The sequence below is a fragment of the Promicromonospora sp. Marseille-Q5078 genome, assembly GCF_050315395.1.
Lineage (GTDB): Bacteria > Actinomycetota > Actinomycetes > Actinomycetales > Cellulomonadaceae > Isoptericola.
Genome location: NZ_JBNPQG010000001.1, coordinates 777,161 through 793,864, shown reverse-complemented (window position 1 = coordinate 793,864; position 16,704 = coordinate 777,161). Strand labels below are relative to the sequence as shown.

At 75.1% G+C, this 16,704-nt stretch carries 16 protein-coding genes; 6 read left to right on the top strand and 10 right to left on the bottom strand.

Features of this window, described 5'->3' with window-relative positions; genetic code table 11:
• Positions 1-5: 5 nt before the first annotated feature.
• The 6 genes from ACQFYA_RS03710 to ACQFYA_RS03685 form a co-directional block, all read right to left on the bottom strand.
• On the bottom strand, positions 6-635 hold the full coding sequence (locus ACQFYA_RS03710) for a type II secretion system F family protein (RefSeq protein WP_499121652.1): 630 nt from the start codon (positions 633-635) through the stop codon (positions 6-8).
• Entirely contained in the window at positions 632-1,300 is a 669-nt protein-coding gene (locus tag ACQFYA_RS03705) for a hypothetical protein (protein ID WP_499121651.1), read from the bottom strand. Before ACQFYA_RS03705 ends, ACQFYA_RS03710 begins: the two co-directional genes overlap by 4 nt.
• Positions 1,297-2,439: a TadA family conjugal transfer-associated ATPase gene (locus ACQFYA_RS03700; protein WP_499127418.1), complete on the bottom strand. Its 1,143-nt coding sequence runs from the start codon at positions 2,437-2,439 to the stop codon at positions 1,297-1,299. Before ACQFYA_RS03700 ends, ACQFYA_RS03705 begins: the two co-directional genes overlap by 4 nt.
• A 77-nt stretch (positions 2,440-2,516) precedes the next feature.
• On the bottom strand, positions 2,517-3,344 hold the full coding sequence (locus ACQFYA_RS03695; protein ID WP_499121650.1) for a P-loop NTPase: 828 nt from the start codon (positions 3,342-3,344) through the stop codon (positions 2,517-2,519).
• A gap of 90 nt (positions 3,345-3,434) precedes the next feature.
• Complete coding sequence (locus ACQFYA_RS03690) at positions 3,435-4,739, bottom strand: MFS transporter (protein WP_499121649.1); 1,305 nt, start codon at positions 4,737-4,739, stop codon at positions 3,435-3,437.
• Positions 4,736-5,359 (bottom strand): winged helix-turn-helix domain-containing protein, encoded by a 624-nt coding sequence (locus ACQFYA_RS03685; RefSeq protein ID WP_499121648.1) that lies wholly within the window; start codon positions 5,357-5,359, stop codon positions 4,736-4,738. Before ACQFYA_RS03685 ends, ACQFYA_RS03690 begins: the two co-directional genes overlap by 4 nt.
• 93 nt (positions 5,360-5,452) lie before the next feature.
• On the opposite strand from ACQFYA_RS03685, the gene ACQFYA_RS03680 reads away from it, so the two are divergent.
• Positions 5,453-6,304, top strand: a complete 852-nt coding sequence (locus ACQFYA_RS03680) for an HAD family hydrolase (RefSeq protein WP_499121646.1) — start codon at positions 5,453-5,455, stop codon at positions 6,302-6,304.
• A gap of 221 nt (positions 6,305-6,525) precedes the next feature.
• On the opposite strand, the gene ACQFYA_RS03675 is transcribed toward ACQFYA_RS03680, so the two are convergent.
• Entirely contained in the window at positions 6,526-7,095 is a 570-nt protein-coding gene (locus ACQFYA_RS03675; RefSeq protein WP_499121645.1) for a GNAT family N-acetyltransferase, read from the bottom strand.
• Here ACQFYA_RS03675 and ACQFYA_RS03670 point away from each other — a divergent pair.
• From ACQFYA_RS03670 to ACQFYA_RS03650, 5 genes are all read left to right on the top strand, one after another.
• Positions 7,094-7,216, top strand: a complete 123-nt coding sequence (locus tag ACQFYA_RS03670; protein ID WP_499121643.1) for a hypothetical protein — start codon at positions 7,094-7,096, stop codon at positions 7,214-7,216. The two genes, ACQFYA_RS03675 and ACQFYA_RS03670, sit on opposite strands and share 2 nt — an antisense overlap.
• 125 nt (positions 7,217-7,341) lie before the next feature.
• Positions 7,342-9,357 (top strand): acetate--CoA ligase, encoded by a 2,016-nt coding sequence (gene acs / locus ACQFYA_RS03665; protein WP_499121642.1) that lies wholly within the window; start codon positions 7,342-7,344, stop codon positions 9,355-9,357.
• A gap of 164 nt (positions 9,358-9,521) precedes the next feature.
• On the top strand, positions 9,522-10,487 hold the full coding sequence (mshD, locus tag ACQFYA_RS03660) for a mycothiol synthase (RefSeq protein ID WP_499121640.1): 966 nt from the start codon (positions 9,522-9,524) through the stop codon (positions 10,485-10,487).
• Positions 10,488-10,590: 103 nt separating this feature from the next.
• Positions 10,591-12,972 carry an RNA degradosome polyphosphate kinase gene (locus ACQFYA_RS03655; protein ID WP_499121639.1) on the top strand — a complete coding sequence of 794 codons (2,382 nt, stop codon included), beginning with the start codon at positions 10,591-10,593 and terminating at the stop codon, positions 12,970-12,972.
• Between the two features lie 68 nt (positions 12,973-13,040).
• Positions 13,041-14,012: an NUDIX hydrolase gene (locus tag ACQFYA_RS03650; protein WP_499121638.1), complete on the top strand. Its 972-nt coding sequence runs from the start codon at positions 13,041-13,043 to the stop codon at positions 14,010-14,012.
• 30 nt (positions 14,013-14,042) lie between these two features.
• Here ACQFYA_RS03650 and ACQFYA_RS03645 read toward each other — a convergent pair whose 3' ends face one another.
• From ACQFYA_RS03645 to ACQFYA_RS03635, 3 genes are all read right to left on the bottom strand, one after another.
• On the bottom strand, positions 14,043-15,047 hold the full coding sequence (locus tag ACQFYA_RS03645) for an inorganic phosphate transporter (RefSeq protein ID WP_499121637.1): 1,005 nt from the start codon (positions 15,045-15,047) through the stop codon (positions 14,043-14,045).
• Positions 15,048-15,049: 2 nt separating this feature from the next.
• Positions 15,050-15,670 carry a DUF47 domain-containing protein gene (locus ACQFYA_RS03640; protein WP_499121636.1) on the bottom strand — a complete coding sequence of 207 codons (621 nt, stop codon included), beginning with the start codon at positions 15,668-15,670 and terminating at the stop codon, positions 15,050-15,052.
• Positions 15,671-15,944: 274 nt separating this feature from the next.
• Positions 15,945-16,544, bottom strand: coding sequence for a hypothetical protein (locus tag ACQFYA_RS03635; protein WP_499127416.1), 600 nt, complete (start codon positions 16,542-16,544; stop codon positions 15,945-15,947).
• Between the last annotated feature and the right edge of the window lie 160 nt (positions 16,545-16,704).

Sequence of the window (16,704 nt, the reverse complement as noted above, 5' to 3'; positions counted from 1 at the left end):
GGGGGTCACCCGGACAGCAGGTCGACACCGAGCGCGAGCAGCACCGGCACCAGGCCGACCAGCACGAACGCCGGCAGGAAGCAGGCACCGAGCGGCAGCACCAGGCGTACGGCCAGCCGGGCCGCGGCCGTGCTGGCTGCGGACCGGCGTGCACGCAGCAGCTCCTCCCCCGCCGCTCGCAGCGCGCCGGACGGGGACGCGCCGTCGGTCCACGCCCCGCGCAGCGACCGGTGCACCGGCCCGAGCCGGTCGGGCGCGCGGCGCCACGCGCCGTCCCAGTCCGCGCCGAGGCGCAGGGCGTCTGCCGCGGCGCGCAGGGCAGCGCCGTCGGCGGACACCCCGACGGCCGGGCCTGCGGCCGAGTCCACGGCAGCGCCCGTCGCCTCCAGCGCGCGCGGCACGCCGGCGCCAGCCCGCAGCGCCGCGCCCACCAGCTCGAGCATCACAGGCACGTCCACCGGGTCGCCGCCCGGCCCCCCGGTGGGAGCCATCGGGCGACGGTCGCTCGCGAGGAGCGAAGCCCGCCGGCCGGCAACCGCTCGCGCCGACCACCACGGCAGGACCCCGAGCAGCGCCGCCGCACCGACCACCCACGCGGCGGCGGCAGGCGTCACGACGCCGATCGCCGCGCTCATGCCGCCTCCGTCCCCGCCGTGCGCGCCGCCGCGACGAGCCGGCCGGTCCACGCCCGTCCGGCCGCGAGCAGCAGCAGCCCGAGGCAGACCGCGGCCGTGCCCGCGCCGCCGTCGAGCGCGGTCCCGAGCGGGTCCGCGCCCAGCAGCCAGCCGAGCAGCGCGCCGAGCAGCGGGAGCCACATCAGCACCCGGGCCGTGGCGCGCGGCCCGGCCAGGGACGCCTCACGCTCCGCGCGTGCCTCGGCCTCGGCGACCAGCGCGCCGGACACCGCGTCGAGCACCGCCGCGAGCGGCGCCCCCACGTCGCCCGCCAGCGCCGCCGCCGCGACCACCGACCTGGCGTGCCCGACGCCCCCGACCACCGGGGCGAGCGCGGCGACGTCCGGCACCCCGGTGGGATCCACCGGCACCCCGAGGGCCCGCGACCACGCGGCCGCGGGGGGCGCACCCGCGCGCAGCAGGGCGACGACCTGCGCGACGGCCACCCGCACCGCCTCCGACCCGCCGGCGGCCTCTCGCCCCCGGCCCGTGAGCCGGACCGTGCCGATCCGCCGCCGCACGACGCCCCCACGCACGAGGGCGGCCGCGCTCCGCCCGCCCCGGCCCAGCGCCACCCAGACGCCGAGCGCCACCCACCCACCAGCGACCCACGCATCGCCCGTCACGACGCCCACCGCCCGACCAGCTCGTCCCACGCGCCGTCGGGCCGGGCCTCGGCCCCCGGCTCCCAGGCGGCGGCGCGGCGGACGGTGAGCCGCCCGTCGCGTCCCCGGTCGACCAGCCCGATCTCCGCGAGGTGGCGCCGCCCGCCCCGGCGCCGCAGGTGCAGCACGACGTCCAGGGCGGCCGCGGCCTGCGCGGCCACGGCGTCGCGCGGCATCCCGGCGAGGGCGGCGAGCGCCTCGAGCCGCGCGGGCACGTGCTCGACCGCGTTGGCGTGCACGGTGGCCATCCCGCCGTCGTGCCCGGTGTTCATCGCGAGCAGCAGCTCCCGCACCTCGGCCCCGCGGCACTCGCCGACCACGATCCGGTCGGGCCGCATCCGCAGCGCCCCGCGCACCAGGTCGGTGAGCGTCACCTCGCCGACCCCCTCGACGTTGGGGCGCCGCGCGGCGAGCGACACCACGTGCCCGTGCTGCGGCGCGAGCTCGCGCGCCTCCTCGACCACGAGCACGCGCTCGTCGGGCGGCACGAGGGAGAGCAGGGCGGCGAGCAGCGTGGTCTTCCCGGTGCCGGTGCCACCGGTGACCAGCAGGTTCGCCCGCCCGGCCACCAGTCCGTGCAGCACGCCCTCCCACGGCCCGGGCAGGCCGCCGCCGGCCGCCAGGGTCGCGACGGAGTGCGTCGCCTGGCGCAGCACCCGCAGCGCGATCACCGCGCCCACGGCCGCGACGGGCTCGACCACCGCGTGCAGGCGGGTGCCGTCGGGCATGCGGGCGTCGACCGTCGGCGCGGCGTCGTCCAGGCGCTGCCCGGCGACGGCGGCCATCCGCACGGCGAGCGCGCGCACGGCGTCGGGGGTCCCGAGGTCGAGGTCCGTGCGCTGCAGCCCGTCGCCGCGGTCGACCCACACGTCGTGCGGGCCGTTGACGAGCACGTCGGTGACGTCCGGCGCGTCCAGGAGCCGCTGCAGCGGGCCCGCGCCGGTGAGCTCGGCCCGTGCCGCGCGGGCGAGGTCGGTCAGCGCGTCCGACCCGAAGACGCGCCCGGTGGCGCGCAGCGCGTCGCGCACGGTGGCGTCGTCCAGCGCCGTCCCGGCGGCTCCCACCCGGGCGCGCACGTCGTCCAGGAGCGCCGGGTCCACCAGGCCCCGATCCACCAGGCCCCGGTCCACCAGGCCCCGATCCGCCAGGCCCCGGCGCACCGCCGCCGGCCCGGCCGTCACGACGCACCCGCCAGCGCGCCGAGGAGCGTGGCCACGGCGCGTCCGAGCGGTGAGCGCCGTCCGACGGCCGGCCCGTCGCCCCGGTCCACGGCGGCCGCCAGCCGCGGGTCCCACCGGGGCGCCGCCCGCACCCGCAGCCCGAGAGCGTCCTCGAGCGCCACCGCGTCGATGCGGCCCGGGGCCGGCCGGCGGGCGACGAGCCACGGCTCCGGCACGCCCAGGTCGGCCAGGTCGGCACGCGCGGCGAGCGCCCCCGCGACCCCGCGCGCGGTGCACGGGGTCACCAGCAGCACCACGTCCGCCGCGGCGACGAGCATGCGCGCGGCCGCCGTCCAGGAGCCGGGGCGGGGCAGGTCGAGAACCACCGTCTCGCCGCCGCGCAGCAGGCCCGTGCACACGTCGACGACCACGGCGTCGTCGGGCCGCGCGGGCCGCAGGCGGGCGCCGGAGAGCACCGGGACGGAGCGCCAGCGCGGCAGCGCGGCGACCAGGCCGACCCCGTCGACGTCGCCGCGGGCGGCGACGAGCTCGGGCCACCGCGCGCCGGGCTCGTCCTCGATGCCGAGCAGCACGTCGGCGCCGGGCCCGGGGAGGTCGAGGTCGACGAGCACACCGCCCTCGCCCGACCGGCGCAGCCCGTGCGCGAGCGCCGCCGCGAGCGTGCTGACCCCGGCCCCGCCGCACGCGCCGACGACGGCGACCGTCCGACGCGTGCGGCCGGGCGCCCGCGGCGCACGGCCGGCGGGGAGCCAGGGGGCGGAGCCGTCGTCGGCCGAGAGGACCGCCGCCGGGCGGGTCAGGGTGCGGGTGGGTGCGTCGTCCATGCGCCCAGGCTGGGCCGCCGGGCCGGGCCGCCGCGGCCGCCGGTCGCGATCTGTGGACGGCCGTCCCCTGGGGGCGGCGTCCGGGCGGCGTCAGGCCGCGGCCGCGTCCTCGACGGCCTCGACGGCCTGCCGCGACCGCTGCCGCTCGGCGCGCAGCGCCGGAAGGAAGCAGAGGACGCCGAGCACGCTGAACCCCCCGCCGAGCATCATCGCGAGCGGCGTGGACCAGACCTGCGCCACCCAGCCCAGCGCCGGGGACGCGGCGGCGTACGCCGCGAACGCCATCATCGATGCCATGGACAGCACCGTGGAGCGGTTCTCCCGGCTGGCCTCGCGATGGAGCAGCGCGTTGTAGCCCGGCCCGGAGCTGCCGTGCAGGCCGTAGGTGACGAGGTAGGCGACCACCAGCATCACGGGGCCGCCGGCGAGGCCCATCCACACGGCGCCGAGGCCGTTGAGGACGCGGGCCGCCATCGCCGTGCGGGCCACCCCGAACCGCCGGGAGGTGACGCCGCACAGCGCAGCCCCGAGGGCGAACGCCCCCCACCCGATCGACGCCACCGGTCCCATGACCGCCCCCGCCTGTGCCTCCCCGCCGAGCAGCTCGGCCAGGCGCACGGGCTGCAGGGACTCGAAGACCACCATCGCCGTCGAGGTGAAGAGCTCGACGAGGAGCAGCCCGCGCAGCACCCGGTTGTCCCTGGCGAGCCGCAGACCGGAGGCGATCGCCGCCGGCGCCTGGCGCGCCGAGCTCGCGACCGAGCGCAGCGCCACCTCCCACCGGCGCCCGGCCCGCGTCCCGACGGGTGCGACCACCCGTTCGCGGGCCTCGCGCACCATGACGACGACCATCACGAGGTGCACGACGGCGAGCACGCAGTAGGTGGCGTACGGGAGCGCCAGAGCCGACCACGCCGGGAACGGGTGCCACCAGACGAGCCCGCCGGAGACGAGGGCACCGAGCGCGATCGACGCGCCGAGCACGGTGCCCTGGTGCGCCAGGGTGCGGTCGACGTCGGCCCCCGGGTGCTCGGCGTGCACGGCGTCGACGAACCACGCCTCGAGCGGGCCGGAGTCGAGCGCACGGAACATCCCCATGAGCGCGGCCGCGAGCGCGAACGACCAGACCTCCTGCGCCAGCAGGAACGTCGTGGCCGCCAGTACCTGCACGACGGCCGAGGCGACCAGCATCGGGCGCCGCCCGACGGCGTCGGCGGTGCCTCCGGTCGGGAGCTCGAGCGCGAACACCACGAGCCCGGTGACCGTCGCGAGGGTGAGTGTCTGCCCCACCGTGAGGCCTCGCTCGATCGGGATCAGGGTGGTCACCGTCACGACCAGCCCGACGGGGAACCACCGGGTCACGGTGAGCAGGAGGAAGACCTTCTGCGGGCTCATGACCCGTCCTCGTCCCCGGTGTCGTCCGCGGCACCGGGGACGTCGTCGGCGTCGAGGGGGAACGAGAACCGGAACAGGTGCAGGCGCCGCGCCCGGGGGTCGCCGGTGCCGATGCGCAGGTACTTGTTGACGACGGCCTCGAGCTCGTCCTCCATCGCCTTCGCCTGCTCGGGCGTGACCTCCACCCAGGTGTCGGTCATCCCGGAGACGTCCTTCCACTCCCTCGGCCAGCTCCCCTCGACGTCGAGCCAGTGGGAGTAGTTGACGTCGAACTGCCGGTGGTAGTCGCGCACCAGCCAGCCGAGCGCCGTCTGCGCGTCCTCGTCCCCGCCGAAGTCCGGGTCGCTCCACCCGTGGCTCTCGGTGGCGGCCTGCCAGAGGCGCTCCTTGCCGCGCCCGTCGCCCGTGTCCCGCACGAGGCCGACCGACTCCATCTTGCGCAGGTGATAGCTGGTGGCGCCGGTGTTGGTGGACAGCTCGGCCGCGAGCGCCGTGGCCGACGCCGGGCCGGTGCGGCGCAGCGCGCCGAGCAACCGCGAGCGCAGCGGGTGCGCGAGCACCTTGGCGGCGTCGGCGGTGAGCTCGAGGTGGGTGTACGGGCGCTCCGGCGTCGGGTCCATGCGTGCACAGTAACTCTGCACAACTCTTGTGCACAAGAGTTGTGCACGAATACCCGATCCATCCGACGCCCCCGCCCGGCTAGGCTCTGGCCCGTGACCGACCAGGGACGGGGTCCGGATCGAGGCCCGCGCGAGACGTCACCGCCCGTGGCGGCGACCCCGCGGGCGCGCGCGGCCGCGTTCTTCGACCTGGACAAGACGATCATCGCCACGAGCTCGTCGGCGGCCTTCTCCAAGCCGTTCTACGCCGGCGGCCTCATCACGCGCGGCGACGTCCTGCGCAGCGCGTACGCGCACCTCCTCTTCTACGCCGGCAACGCCGACGCCGACCAGACGGAGCGGATGCGCAAGCACCTGTCCGAGCTCGCCACCGGCTGGGAGGTGAGCAAGGTGCAGCAGATCGTCGCCGAGACGGTGCACGAGCTCATCGACCCCTACGTCTACGCCGAGGCCGTCGACCTCATCGCCGAGCACCACGAGCTCGGGCACGACGTCGTCATCGTGTCCGCGTCCGGGACGGAGCTCGTCGAGCCGATCGCCACCGTGCTCGGCGCCGACCACGTCATCGCGACGCGGATGGCGGTCGAGGAAGGGCGCTACACCGGGGACATCGAGTTCTACGCGTACGGCGAGCAGAAGGCGGAGGCCGTGCTGCGGCTCGCCGCCGAGCGCGGGTACGACCTCGACCGCAGCTACGCCTACTCCGACTCCGTCACCGACGCGCCGATGCTGCGCGCCGTCGGGCACGGCTTCGCCGTCAACCCCGACAAGACGTTGCGCCGCGTCGCCGCGGAGAGCGGCTGGGGCGTGCTCACCTTCTCCCGCCCCGTGGCCCTGCGCTCCGCCCTCCGGCCGCCCGCCGTGGCCCTCGCGGCGGGGGGCGTCGCGGCCGCCGGGATCGCCGCCTGGCTGCTCCGCCGCTGGTGGACGAGGCGCCGCGCCTGACCGCTTGCGCTCCTCGACCGGGTGACGTTCCATGGAAGGACGACAGCCGGACGCAGGACCCACGCACAGGAAGTCCACGGTTGAGGACCCACTCGGCGGGAACGACCCCGCTCAGTGATCGGATTCGCGCCTGCTACCCGCGTCCGGGCTGGCGAGCACGGCGCTCGGCCGACATTTCGCCGGGCGCCGTCCTCGTGCCCGCCACGCCCTCGGACCACCCCTCAGGTCGCGCGCCACTGCTCCGCGAGGATGCCGTAGGTGTAGCCGTCGACCCAGCCCAGCTCGGCGTGCCACGAGTCCTGGACGCCGTGCTGCTCGCGCCGCATGCCGAGCTTCTCCATGACGCGCCACGACGCCGTGTTGGCGGCGAAGCACCCCGCGGTGACCCGGTGCAGCCCCAGGCCGGTGAACGCGACGTCGAGGAGCGCGCCCGCGACGGCGGTCGCGAACCCGCGGCCCGCGTACGCCGGGTCGATCAGGTAGCCGAGCGAGCCCTCGGCGCCACGCCAGACGTCGCCCTGGTGCTGCCCCATCGCGTCCTGCACCCACAGCGATCCCGTGCCGACGACGACGCCGTCCAGGTCGGCGACGACCGAGTGGTCGGCCGGGTCGTCCGCCCGCGCGTGCCACGACTCGTGGAACGTGCCCGGGTCCACCTCCGTGCGCAGCAGCCACCGTGTGACGTCGGGATGGTTGCGCCAGGTCAGCACCTGGTCCAGGTCCTCGCCCGTCGGCGGGCGGAGGACCAGCGGGCCGGCCTGCTGCGGCCAGGTCACGGGCGGTGTCGTCATGCCCGACGTCTACCAGCCCCTGTCCACCGTGACCCAGGGCTTTTTCGTCCGCACCGCGCGCGCCGCCCGCGCCGCCGGGCCGGTTTTGCGAGGAGTGCCGCCGAACCGCGGGACGGCGTGACCCCGGTCACGCGCGAGGTCTAGACTCCCGACGGCGGGCCCCGCGGGGTCTCGTCGTCCCCCGGGCGCGACGCCTCGCGTCCCGACGGGGGCCGCACCAGCGACGATGCGCAACCGGAGGTAAGCGTGCCAGAGAACGAGACCACCGCCCCCAGCCTCGAGAACCTGCTGCACGAGACGCGAGCGTTCCCGCCCAGCTCAGCGTTCGCGGCGCAGGCGAACGCGCAGGCGTCCCTGTACGAGGAGGCGACGGCCGACCGGCTCGGGTTCTGGGCCGCGCAGGCGCGGGAGCTCGTCAGCTGGTCCACGCCCTTCACCCAGACGCTCGACTGGTCCGAGGCGCCCGTCGCGAAGTGGTTCGCCGACGGGAAGCTCAACGCCGCGTACAACGCGGTGGACCGGCACGTCGAGGCGGGGCTCGGCGACCGGGTCGCCCTCCACTTCGAGGGCGAGCCCGGCGACACCCGCACCGTCACCTACGCGGACCTGCAGCGCGAGGTCTCCCGCGCCGCGAACGCGCTCACGGCGCTCGGCGTCACGAAGGGCGACCGCGTCGTGATCTACCTGCCGATGCTCGTGGAGTCGGTCGTCGCGATGCTCGCCTGCGCCCGCATCGGCGCGCCGCACTCGGTCGTCTTCGGCGGCTTCTCCGCCGACGCGCTGCGCAGCCGCATCGCCGACGCCGAGGCGAAGCTCGTCATCACGGCCGACGGCGGCTACCGCCGCGGCGCGCCGTCCGCGCTCAAGCCCGCCGTCGACGAGGCGATCGCCCCCAAGGACGGCGAGCCCGCGACCACCGTCCAGCACGTGCTCGTCGTGCGCCGCACCGAGCAGGACGTGGAGTGGACCGAGGGCCGGGACGTCTGGTGGCACGACGCCCTCGCGGACGCCGACACGTTCCACGAGCCCGTCGCGGTGGACGCCGAGCACCCGCTGTTCATCCTGTACACGTCGGGCACCACGGGGAAGCCGAAGGGCATCCTGCACACCACCGGCGGCTACCTCACCCAGGCCGCGTACACGCACAAGAACGTCTTCGACCTCAAGGCCGAGTCCGACGTGTACTGGTGCACCGCCGACATCGGCTGGGTCACCGGGCACACGTACGTCGTGTACGGGCCGCTGACCAACGGCGCCACCCAGGTGCTGTACGAGGGCACCCCCGACACCCCGCACCGCGGCCGCTGGTGGGAGCTGGTCGAGAAGTACCAGGTCTCGATCCTCTACACCGCGCCCACCGCCATCCGCACCTGCATGAAGTGGGGCGAGGACATCCCCGCGGGCTTCGACCTGTCGAGCCTGCGCGTGCTCGGCTCCGTGGGCGAGCCCATCAACCCCGAGGCGTGGATGTGGTACCGCCGCGTCATCGGCGGCGACACCGCGCCCATCGTCGACACCTGGTGGCAGACCGAGACCGGCGCCATCATGATCAGCCCGCTGCCCGGCGTCACCGCCACCAAGCCCGGCTCGGCGCAGGTGGCACTGCCCGGCATCGTGGCCGACGTCGTGGACGACGAGGCGCACTCGGTCCCCGACGGCGGCGGCGGGTACCTGGTGCTCTCCGAGCCGTGGCCGTCCATGCTGCGCGGCATCTGGGGCGACCTCCAGCGCTTCAAGGACACCTACTGGTCGCGGTTCCAGGACCTGTACTTCGCCGGCGACGGCGCCAAGAAGGACGAGGACGGCGACATCTGGCTGCTGGGCCGCGTGGACGACGTCATGAACGTCTCCGGCCACCGGCTGTCCACGACGGAGATCGAGTCCGCGCTCGTCTCGCACGACGTCGTGGCCGAGGCCGCCGTCGTCGGCGCCAACGACGAGACCACCGGCCAGGCGGTCGTCGCGTTCGTCATCCTGCGGGGCGAGCACGCCGACCGCGGCGCGACCCCCGAGGGCGCCGCCGAGGTGCAGGAGGAGCTGCGCGCGCACGTCGCCAAGGAGATCGGCCCGATCGCCAAGCCGCGCCGCATCCTCGTCGTGCCGGAGCTGCCCAAGACGCGGTCCGGCAAGATCATGCGCCGCCTGCTGCGCGACGTCGCCGAGAACCGGACGGTGGGCGACGCGACCACGCTCGCCGACTCGTCGGTGATGGACCTCATCTCCGCGGGCCTGGCCTCGAACAAGCCCGGCAGCGAGGACTGACGGGGCCGCTCGTCCCGCACCGCCGAGGGCGGCCGCCTCCACCCGGGGGCGGCCGCCCTCGGCCTGTCGCCCGGCCGCGCGGTAGTTCGAACCGCCGCGAGGTAGTTCGAACCCCCGCGAGGTAGTTCGAAGGTCCGCGAGATAGTTCGGGCGAGAATGGGGCCGTGGCCACCTCGTACCCCCTGACCTTCGGACCCCTCGACGACTCCGCCCAGGAGGCCGTGCGCGCGCTCGCCGCCGCGGCGGCGGAGCACGACGGCGTCGCGCCGCTGTCGGAGCAGCCCCTGCTGCGCCTCGGCGCCGACACCGACTGGCTGACGCACGTCCTCGCGCACGACGCCGCCGGCACGACGGTCGGCTACGCGCAGGTGGACCGCGGCGGCGACGACGCGAGCGCGGAGCTCGTGGTGCACCCGGAGCACCGCCGGCACGGCGTGGGGAGCCTGCTGCTCCGCACGGTAGAGCGCGACGCGCGGCTGCCGATGTTCTCGGGCGCGCCGGGTCAGCGCGGCAAGGCGCTGCGGGTGTGGGCGCACGGCGACCTGCCCGCCGCCCGCGAGCTCGCCGCCGCGCGCGGCTACGAGGTCGCGCGGGAGCTCCTGGTGCTGGCGCGGCCGCTGGGGCCGGACGACGCGGAGCGCGACCTGCCGGACCTGCCCGGCCTCGCCCTGCGCACGGTGCGGCCGGGTGCCGACGACGAGGCGTGGGTGCGGCTGAACGCGCGGGCGTTCGCCGGCCACCCCGAGCAGGGCCGGCTCACGACCGACGACCTGCGCGACCGGCAGCGGGAGCCCTGGTTCGACGCCGAGGGCTTCTTCCTGGTCGAGCCCGCCGGCGACGGGGCGGACGGCGAGCCGCTCGGGTACCTGTGGACGAAGGTCGAGCCGGGCCAGGACGACGGCGCGCGCGAGGGTGAGATCTACGCCGTCGGGGTCTCGCCCGACGCGCAGGGCCACGGCCTGGGCCGGGCGCTCACCGCGGTCGCGCTGCGCCACCTGGCGCGCGTCGGCTGCGACCGTGCGGTGCTGTACGTGGACGGCGACAACGCGGCCGCGCTGGCCACGTACGCGGGCGCGGGCTTCGAGCGGGCGGCGGCGGACGTGCAGTACGCGCGGCCGGCGGGTTCGTAGCCCGGGGCACGCGGCTCGTCGCGGCGGGCGTTCGACAGGCCCACGGCAGGCCAGGTGTCCACCGCGCACCTTCGTCACCCGTCGTTCACCCAACGGTGCCACGATGGGGGGCATGACAGCGTCGCGCCCCCGATCGCCCCGGCCCCGCGACGGTCGCGGCCGGTTCTCCCCCGCCGCACCGGACGCGGCCGTCGCCGCGGCCGAGGTGACGGACAGCCGTCCACGGTCCACCGCCGTCGCGCCGTCGCGCCCTCTGGACCCGCAGCTCGCGGCCCACATCGCGGAGCACATCGCGGAGGAGCCGGGCGACGGCGAGGCCGCCGCGCCGGTCGAGCTCGAGCCGCTGCCCGACGACCGGTTCGCGGAGCGCGAGCTCAGCTGGCTGGCCTTCAACGAGCGCGTGCTGGAGCTCGCCGAGGACACCACGATGCCGCTGCTGGAGCGGGCGCGGTTCCTCGCCATCTTCGCGTCCAACCTGGACGAGTTCTTCATGGTGCGGGTGGCGGGACTGAAGCGCCGCATCGCCACGGGCATCGCGGTCACGACGGCCTCGGGCATGAGCCCGCGGCAGGTGCTGGCGGCGATCGGCGAGGGCGCGCACCGCCTCATGACGCGGCACGCGGAGGTGTTCCGGGGGGACGTGCAGCCGGCGCTCGACGCCGAGGGCATCACGATCGTGCACTGGGACGAGCTCGAGGTGCGCGAGCAGGAGCGGCTGCACAAGTTCTTCCGCAAGCAGATCTTCCCCGTGCTGACGCCGCTGGCGGTGGACCCGGCGCACCCGTTCCCGTACATCTCGGGGCTGTCCCTCAACCTGGCGGTCGTCGTCGCGAACCCGCTGACGGGCAAGGAGCACTTCGCCCGCGTCAAGGTGCCGCCGCTGCTGCCGCGCTTCATCGCGGTGGACGACCGAGGCCGCCCGTCCGCGCCCACGCCCACGCAGGGCGGTGGCACCCAGCGGGCGTTCGTGCCCCTGGAGGAGGTCATCGCTCAGCACCTCGACCACCTGTTCCCGGGCATGGAGGTGCGGGAGAGCCACACGTTCCGCGTCACGCGCAACGAGGACGTCGAGGTCGAGGAGGACGACGCCGAGAACCTCCTGCAGGCGATGGAGAAGGAGCTGCTGCGCCGCCGCTTCGGCCCTCCGGTGCGGCTCGAGCTCGCGCACGGCATCTCCCCGCGCATCCGGGACCTGCTGGTCCGCGAGCTCGGGGTGGCCGAGGAGGAGGTGTACGAGCTGCCGGCCCCGCTCGACCTCATCGGGCTGAACGTCATCGCGGACATCGAGCGCTCCTCGCTGCACTACCCGCCGTTCGTCCCGACCACGCACCGTCAGCTCGCGGAGGTGGAGTCCGCCACCGCCCGCGACGTGTTCGGCGCGATCCGGGAGCGCGACGTCCTGCTGCACCACCCGTACGACTCGTTCTCCACCTCGGTCCAGACGTTCCTCGAGCAGGCCGCGGCCGACCCCGCGGTGCTGGCGATCAAGCAGACGCTGTACCGCACGTCGGGCGACTCGCCCATCGTCGACGCGCTCATCGACGCGGCGGAGGCCGGCAAGCAGGTGCTCGCGCTCGTCGAGATCAAGGCGCGCTTCGACGAGCAGGCCAACATCTCCTGGGCGCGCAAGCTCGAGGAGGCGGGCGTGCACGTGGTGTACGGGATCGTCGGCCTCAAGACCCACAGCAAGCTCTCGCTCGTCGTGCGCCAGGAGTCGGACGGGCTGCGCCGCTACTGCCACATCGGCACCGGCAACTACCACCCGAAGACGGCACGCCTGTACACCGACCACGGGCTGCTGACCTGCGACCGCGACGTCGGCCAGGACCTCACGCGCCTGTTCAACCAGCTCTCCGGCTACGCCCCGCAGTCGCGGTTCCACCGCCTGCTGGTGGCGCCGCGCACGGTGCGCTCGGGCCTGATCGAGCGGATCGAGCGCGAGGCCGACGCGGCCCGGGCCGGCCACGAGGCGTGGGTGCGCATCAAGGTGAACTCGGCGGTGGACGAGGCCACGATCGACGCGCTCTACCGCGCCTCGCAGGCGGGGGTGCGCGTGGACCTCGTGGTGCGCGGCATCTGCGCGCTGCGCCCGGGCGTGCCGGGGCTGAGCGAGAACATCCGCGTCCGCTCCATCCTCGGCCGCTTCCTGGAGCACTCCCGGATCTTCGCGTTCGCCAACGCGGCGGGCCCCGCCATCGGCGAGGGCCCGGAGACGGGGCCCGAGGTCTACATCGGCTCCGCGGACCTCATGCACCGCAACCTGGACCGCCGCGTCGAGGCGCTCGTGCGGATCTCCGACGAGGGCCAGGTCGCGGAGCTGCTCGAGCTCATGGACCGCTCGATGTCGGACCGCACGTCCACCTGGCACCTGCAGCCCGACGACACGTGGGTGCGGCACGGCGTCGGCCCCGAGGGCGAGCCGCTGGAGGACCTGCAGGCCAGCCTCGTCGACCGGCACCGCCGCCGGCCCGAGCGAGCTCGGTGAGGGCGCAGGTGCGACTGGCGGCAGGCGCGACGGCGGCTCCCCTCGTGGACAGGCTGGGCGCGACGTCCATGGAGCACGCCCCGGTGATCGAGTCGGCGGGCTGCCTCGTGTGGCGCGAGCGCGAGGGGCGCCTGCAGGTGCAGCTGGTGCACCGTCCCCGCTACGACGACTGGTCGTGGCCCAAGGGCAAGCTCCAGCCGGGCGAGGCGCTGAGCTCCGCGGCGGCCCGCGAGACCGCGGAGGAGACCGGCAAGCCCGTCGTCCTCGGCGTCCCGTTGCCAGGCCTGCAGTACCTCACCCCCGAGGGCCGCGTGAAGCGGGTGCACTACTGGGCGGCACGACGTGCGTCGCGCACCGACGACGCGTCCGCGCTGGCGGCGCGGTTCCCCGTGCAGCCGCCCTCGAGCGACGAGGTGGACAAGAAGGCGTGGCTCGACGTCGACGACGCGGCGCCGCGGCTGACCCGGGCGGCCGACCGCGGCCCGCTCGACGCGCTCGTCGAGGCGCACGAACAGGGCAGGCTCGCGACCCACGCCGTCGTCATCGTGCGGCACGGGAAGGCCGTGACCCGGGGCGCCTGGCACGGCGGGGAGCAGGACCGCCCCCTGACCCCGACGGGCCACGCCCAGGGCGCGGCGCTCGTGCCGGCCCTCGCGGCGTACGGGGTGACGTCGGTGCTGTCGAGCCGCTGGGAGCGGTGCGCGGCGACGATCGAGCCCTACGTGCGGGCGTCGCGGGCGCGTCCGGAGCTCAGCGACCAGCTCGGCGAGGCGGAGCACGAGCGCTCCCCCTCCCGGGTCGCGGCCACCGTGCGCGACCTGCTCGTGTCGGGGCGGTCGTCGGTGCTGTGCACCCACCGGCCGGTGCTCCCGACCGTGCTGGACGTGCTGGGCCAGCACTCCCGCCGCGCCGTCGCGAACGTGCTGCCCTCGCGCGACCCGTTCCTCGAGCCCGGCGACATGCTCGTCGCCCACGTCGCCGCCACCGGCAAGGGGCCGCGCGTCGTCGCCGTCGAGAAGGTCACCCCGCCCGTCTACTGACCGGCCGGGACCGGGACCCGCTGGAGCGGGTCAGGTGAATACCGGGTGCAGCAGCCAGGTCGCCAGGGCGGCCACGAGCGCGGCCGCGGGCATGGTCAGCACCCAGGCGATCCCGATGTTCTTGGCCACGCCCCAGCGCACGGCCGACAGCCGCCGGGTGGCACCGACGCCCATGATCGCGGACGTGATGGTGTGCGTCGTCGAGACGGGGGCGTGCAGCACGAAGGCGTTGGCGTACAGCACCAGCGCGGACACGGACTCGGCGACGAAGCCGCGCGCCGGGTCGAGCTCGATGATGCGGCGGCCCAGCGTGCGCATGATCCGCCAGCCGCCGGACGCGGTGCCGAGGGAGATCGCGCCGGCCGCGGCGAGCTTGACCCACAGCGGGATGCCGGCGTCCGGGTCGGCCCAGCCGACCGTCAGGAGCGCCATGAAGATGACGCCCATCGTCTTCTGCGCGTCCTGCAGGCCGTGCCCCAGGGCCATCGCGGCGGCGGACGCCGTCTGGGCCAGGCGGAACCGGCGGGTCACCCGCGACGGGGAGGCGTTCCGGAAGATCCACAGCACGCCGACCATCACGACGTACGCGCCGACGAAGCCGATGGCCGGGGAGAAGATCATCGGCAGCACGACCTTGTCGATGATCGACTGGCCGTAGATGGGCAGCCCCGCCGCGAGCCCGGCGCCCACGAGCCCGCCGATGAGCGAGTGCGTGGAGGACGACGGCAGCCCGAACCACCACGTGATGAGGTTCCACACGATGGCGCCGACCAGCGCGCACACGACCACTGTGAGGGCGGTGTGGTTGGACGCGTCCTGCAGGTCCACGATCGACGTCGCGATGGTCTCGGCCACCTCGGTGCCGAGCAGCGCGCCGACGAAGTTCATCACGGCCGCCATCAGCAGCGCGATGCGGGGCGTGAGCGCCCGCGTCGAGACCGACGTGGCGATCGCGTTGGCCGCGTCGTGGAAGCCGTTGGTGTAGTCGAAGCCGAGCGCGAGCGCGACAACGAGAACGACCAGCGCCACCTCCACGGTCAGGACTCCTTGAGGGCGATGGTCTCGACCATGTTCGCGACCCGCTCGAAGGCGTCGGCGCCTTCCTCGAGCATGTCGACGATCTCCTTGAGCTTCATGAGCAGGATCGGGTCGGTGAGCTCGTCGAAGAGCTGCGCGATGAGCTCGCGGTGCAGCTTGTCGCCCTGGTTCTCCAGGCGGTTGATCTCGACCCAGTAGTCGGAGAGCTGGTCCATCGAGCGCAGGCGGGGCATGGCCTCCGCGGTGAGCTCGGCGCAGCGCTGCAGCACCTGCACCTGCTCCGACACCCCCAGGGGCAGCTCGTCGACCTTGTACAGGACGATGAGGTCCCCGGCCTCCTCCATGGCGTCCATGCAGTCGTCGAGGGCGGAGGCCAGGCCGTAGATGTCGTCCCGGTCGAACGGGGTGACGAACGTCTGGTTGAGGCGCCGCATGATCGAGTGCGTGGCGTCGTCGGCGACGTGCTCCGCCTCCGAGAGCCGGCGAGCGATCCCGTCCCTCTCCTGCCGTGACGCCCCGAGCAGCTCGGCCAGGAGCGAGGCCCCGGTCACGTTGTGCTTCGCGAGCGTCGCCAGCATGTCGAAGTAGGTCGTGTCGCGCGGTGTCAGGCGCAGGCGCACGTGTGGCTCCTGGGTGTCGAGGTCGCTGAGACGTTACTCAGACTAGAGGTGGCCATCATGGCGCGACCAGTTGAACATGCGCTGAACGATCACATGCTCGGACTGGGATCTGCCCTGGTGGTGAGCGACGCCGGACCGGGAGCGCCTCTCGGCGCGTGGCCGCTCGTAGCGGCTGAAGATGGAGCCCGGGGCTACCGCGGCCCGACGTCGCCCGAACATCGTAAGCCCGTGGGTCCGTGGGCTCCGAACATGCAGGTCAGCGGGCGTGGATCGGTCAGTCGAGCGTCCCCGAGCGCCAGCTCCCCGCGGCCCGCTCCAGCTCCTCGGCCGTGCGCACGAGGTCGGCCGCGCCGCGGGTCATGCGGGTGGCGCCGTCGGGATCGGCCACCTCGCGCGCGTCGGCGTCGAAGGCGGCCCCCGTCGCGAGGATCCGGCAGAACGACGCGGCCCGCTCGAGCGCCACGGCCAGGTCCCCCGCGTAGACGCCGGACAGGACGTCGTCGACGAGCGCCCGCAGGTCCTCGGGCCCGGGCGGGCGCGGCACGCCGGCCACGGCCTCGTGCACGGGCGCCGCGTCCACGCCGAGGCGGTAGCGCAGCCCCACCGTGCGGGGGTCGCGCCGCACCCACTCGCGCAGCACGTACAGCCGCCACAGGGCGCCGGGCAGCGAGGCGGGCGCGGCGTCGGACCACAGCGCGGCGACGACGTCGAGCCCTTCCCGCTCGACGAGGCGCACGAGCCGGTCCACGACGTCAGGGTCCTCGGCCGCCCGCGCCCGGTGCACGACGGCGCGCGCTGTGGTGTGCGCCACCTCGTCGCGCAGGGCGGGGTCGAGGGCGCCGGGGATCTGCTCCGCGGTCTGGGGGTCGAGCATGGCGGGCCGGCGAGGCCGGCGCGGCTCCGGGATGTCGCTCACGGGTACAGTCTCCCGCGGTCCGCGTCCGGGCAGGCACCCGACGGGGCCCCGCCCCTCGTGACCCGCGCTCCCCGAGCCGAGACACGATCGCGGACCTAGCATCGAAGCAATCCCGGAC

Bases quoted from the DNA above. Each gene is read 5' to 3' on its own strand.
- ACQFYA_RS03710 (WP_499121652.1), bottom strand. From the start codon at position 635: ATGAGCGCGGCGATCGGCGTCGTGACGCCTGCCGCCGCCGCGTGGGTG.
- ACQFYA_RS03695 (WP_499121650.1), bottom strand. From the start codon at position 3,344: ATGGACGACGCACCCACCCGCACCCTGACCCGCCCGGCGGCGGTCCTC.
- ACQFYA_RS03690 (WP_499121649.1), bottom strand. From the start codon at position 4,739: ATGAGCCCGCAGAAGGTCTTCCTCCTGCTCACCGTGACCCGGTGGTTC.
- ACQFYA_RS03685 (WP_499121648.1), bottom strand. From the start codon at position 5,359: ATGGACCCGACGCCGGAGCGCCCGTACACCCACCTCGAGCTCACCGCC.
- ACQFYA_RS03670 (WP_499121643.1), top strand. From the start codon at position 7,094: ATGCCCGACGTCTACCAGCCCCTGTCCACCGTGACCCAGGGCTTTTTC.
- ACQFYA_RS03675 (WP_499121645.1), bottom strand. From the start codon at position 7,095: ATGACGACACCGCCCGTGACCTGGCCGCAGCAGGCCGGCCCGCTGGTC.
- ACQFYA_RS03655 (WP_499121639.1), top strand. From the start codon at position 10,591: ATGGGGGGCATGACAGCGTCGCGCCCCCGATCGCCCCGGCCCCGCGAC.
- ACQFYA_RS03650 (WP_499121638.1), top strand. From the start codon at position 13,041: ATGGAGCACGCCCCGGTGATCGAGTCGGCGGGCTGCCTCGTGTGGCGC.
- ACQFYA_RS03635 (WP_499127416.1), bottom strand. From the start codon at position 16,544: ATGCTCGACCCCCAGACCGCGGAGCAGATCCCCGGCGCCCTCGACCCC.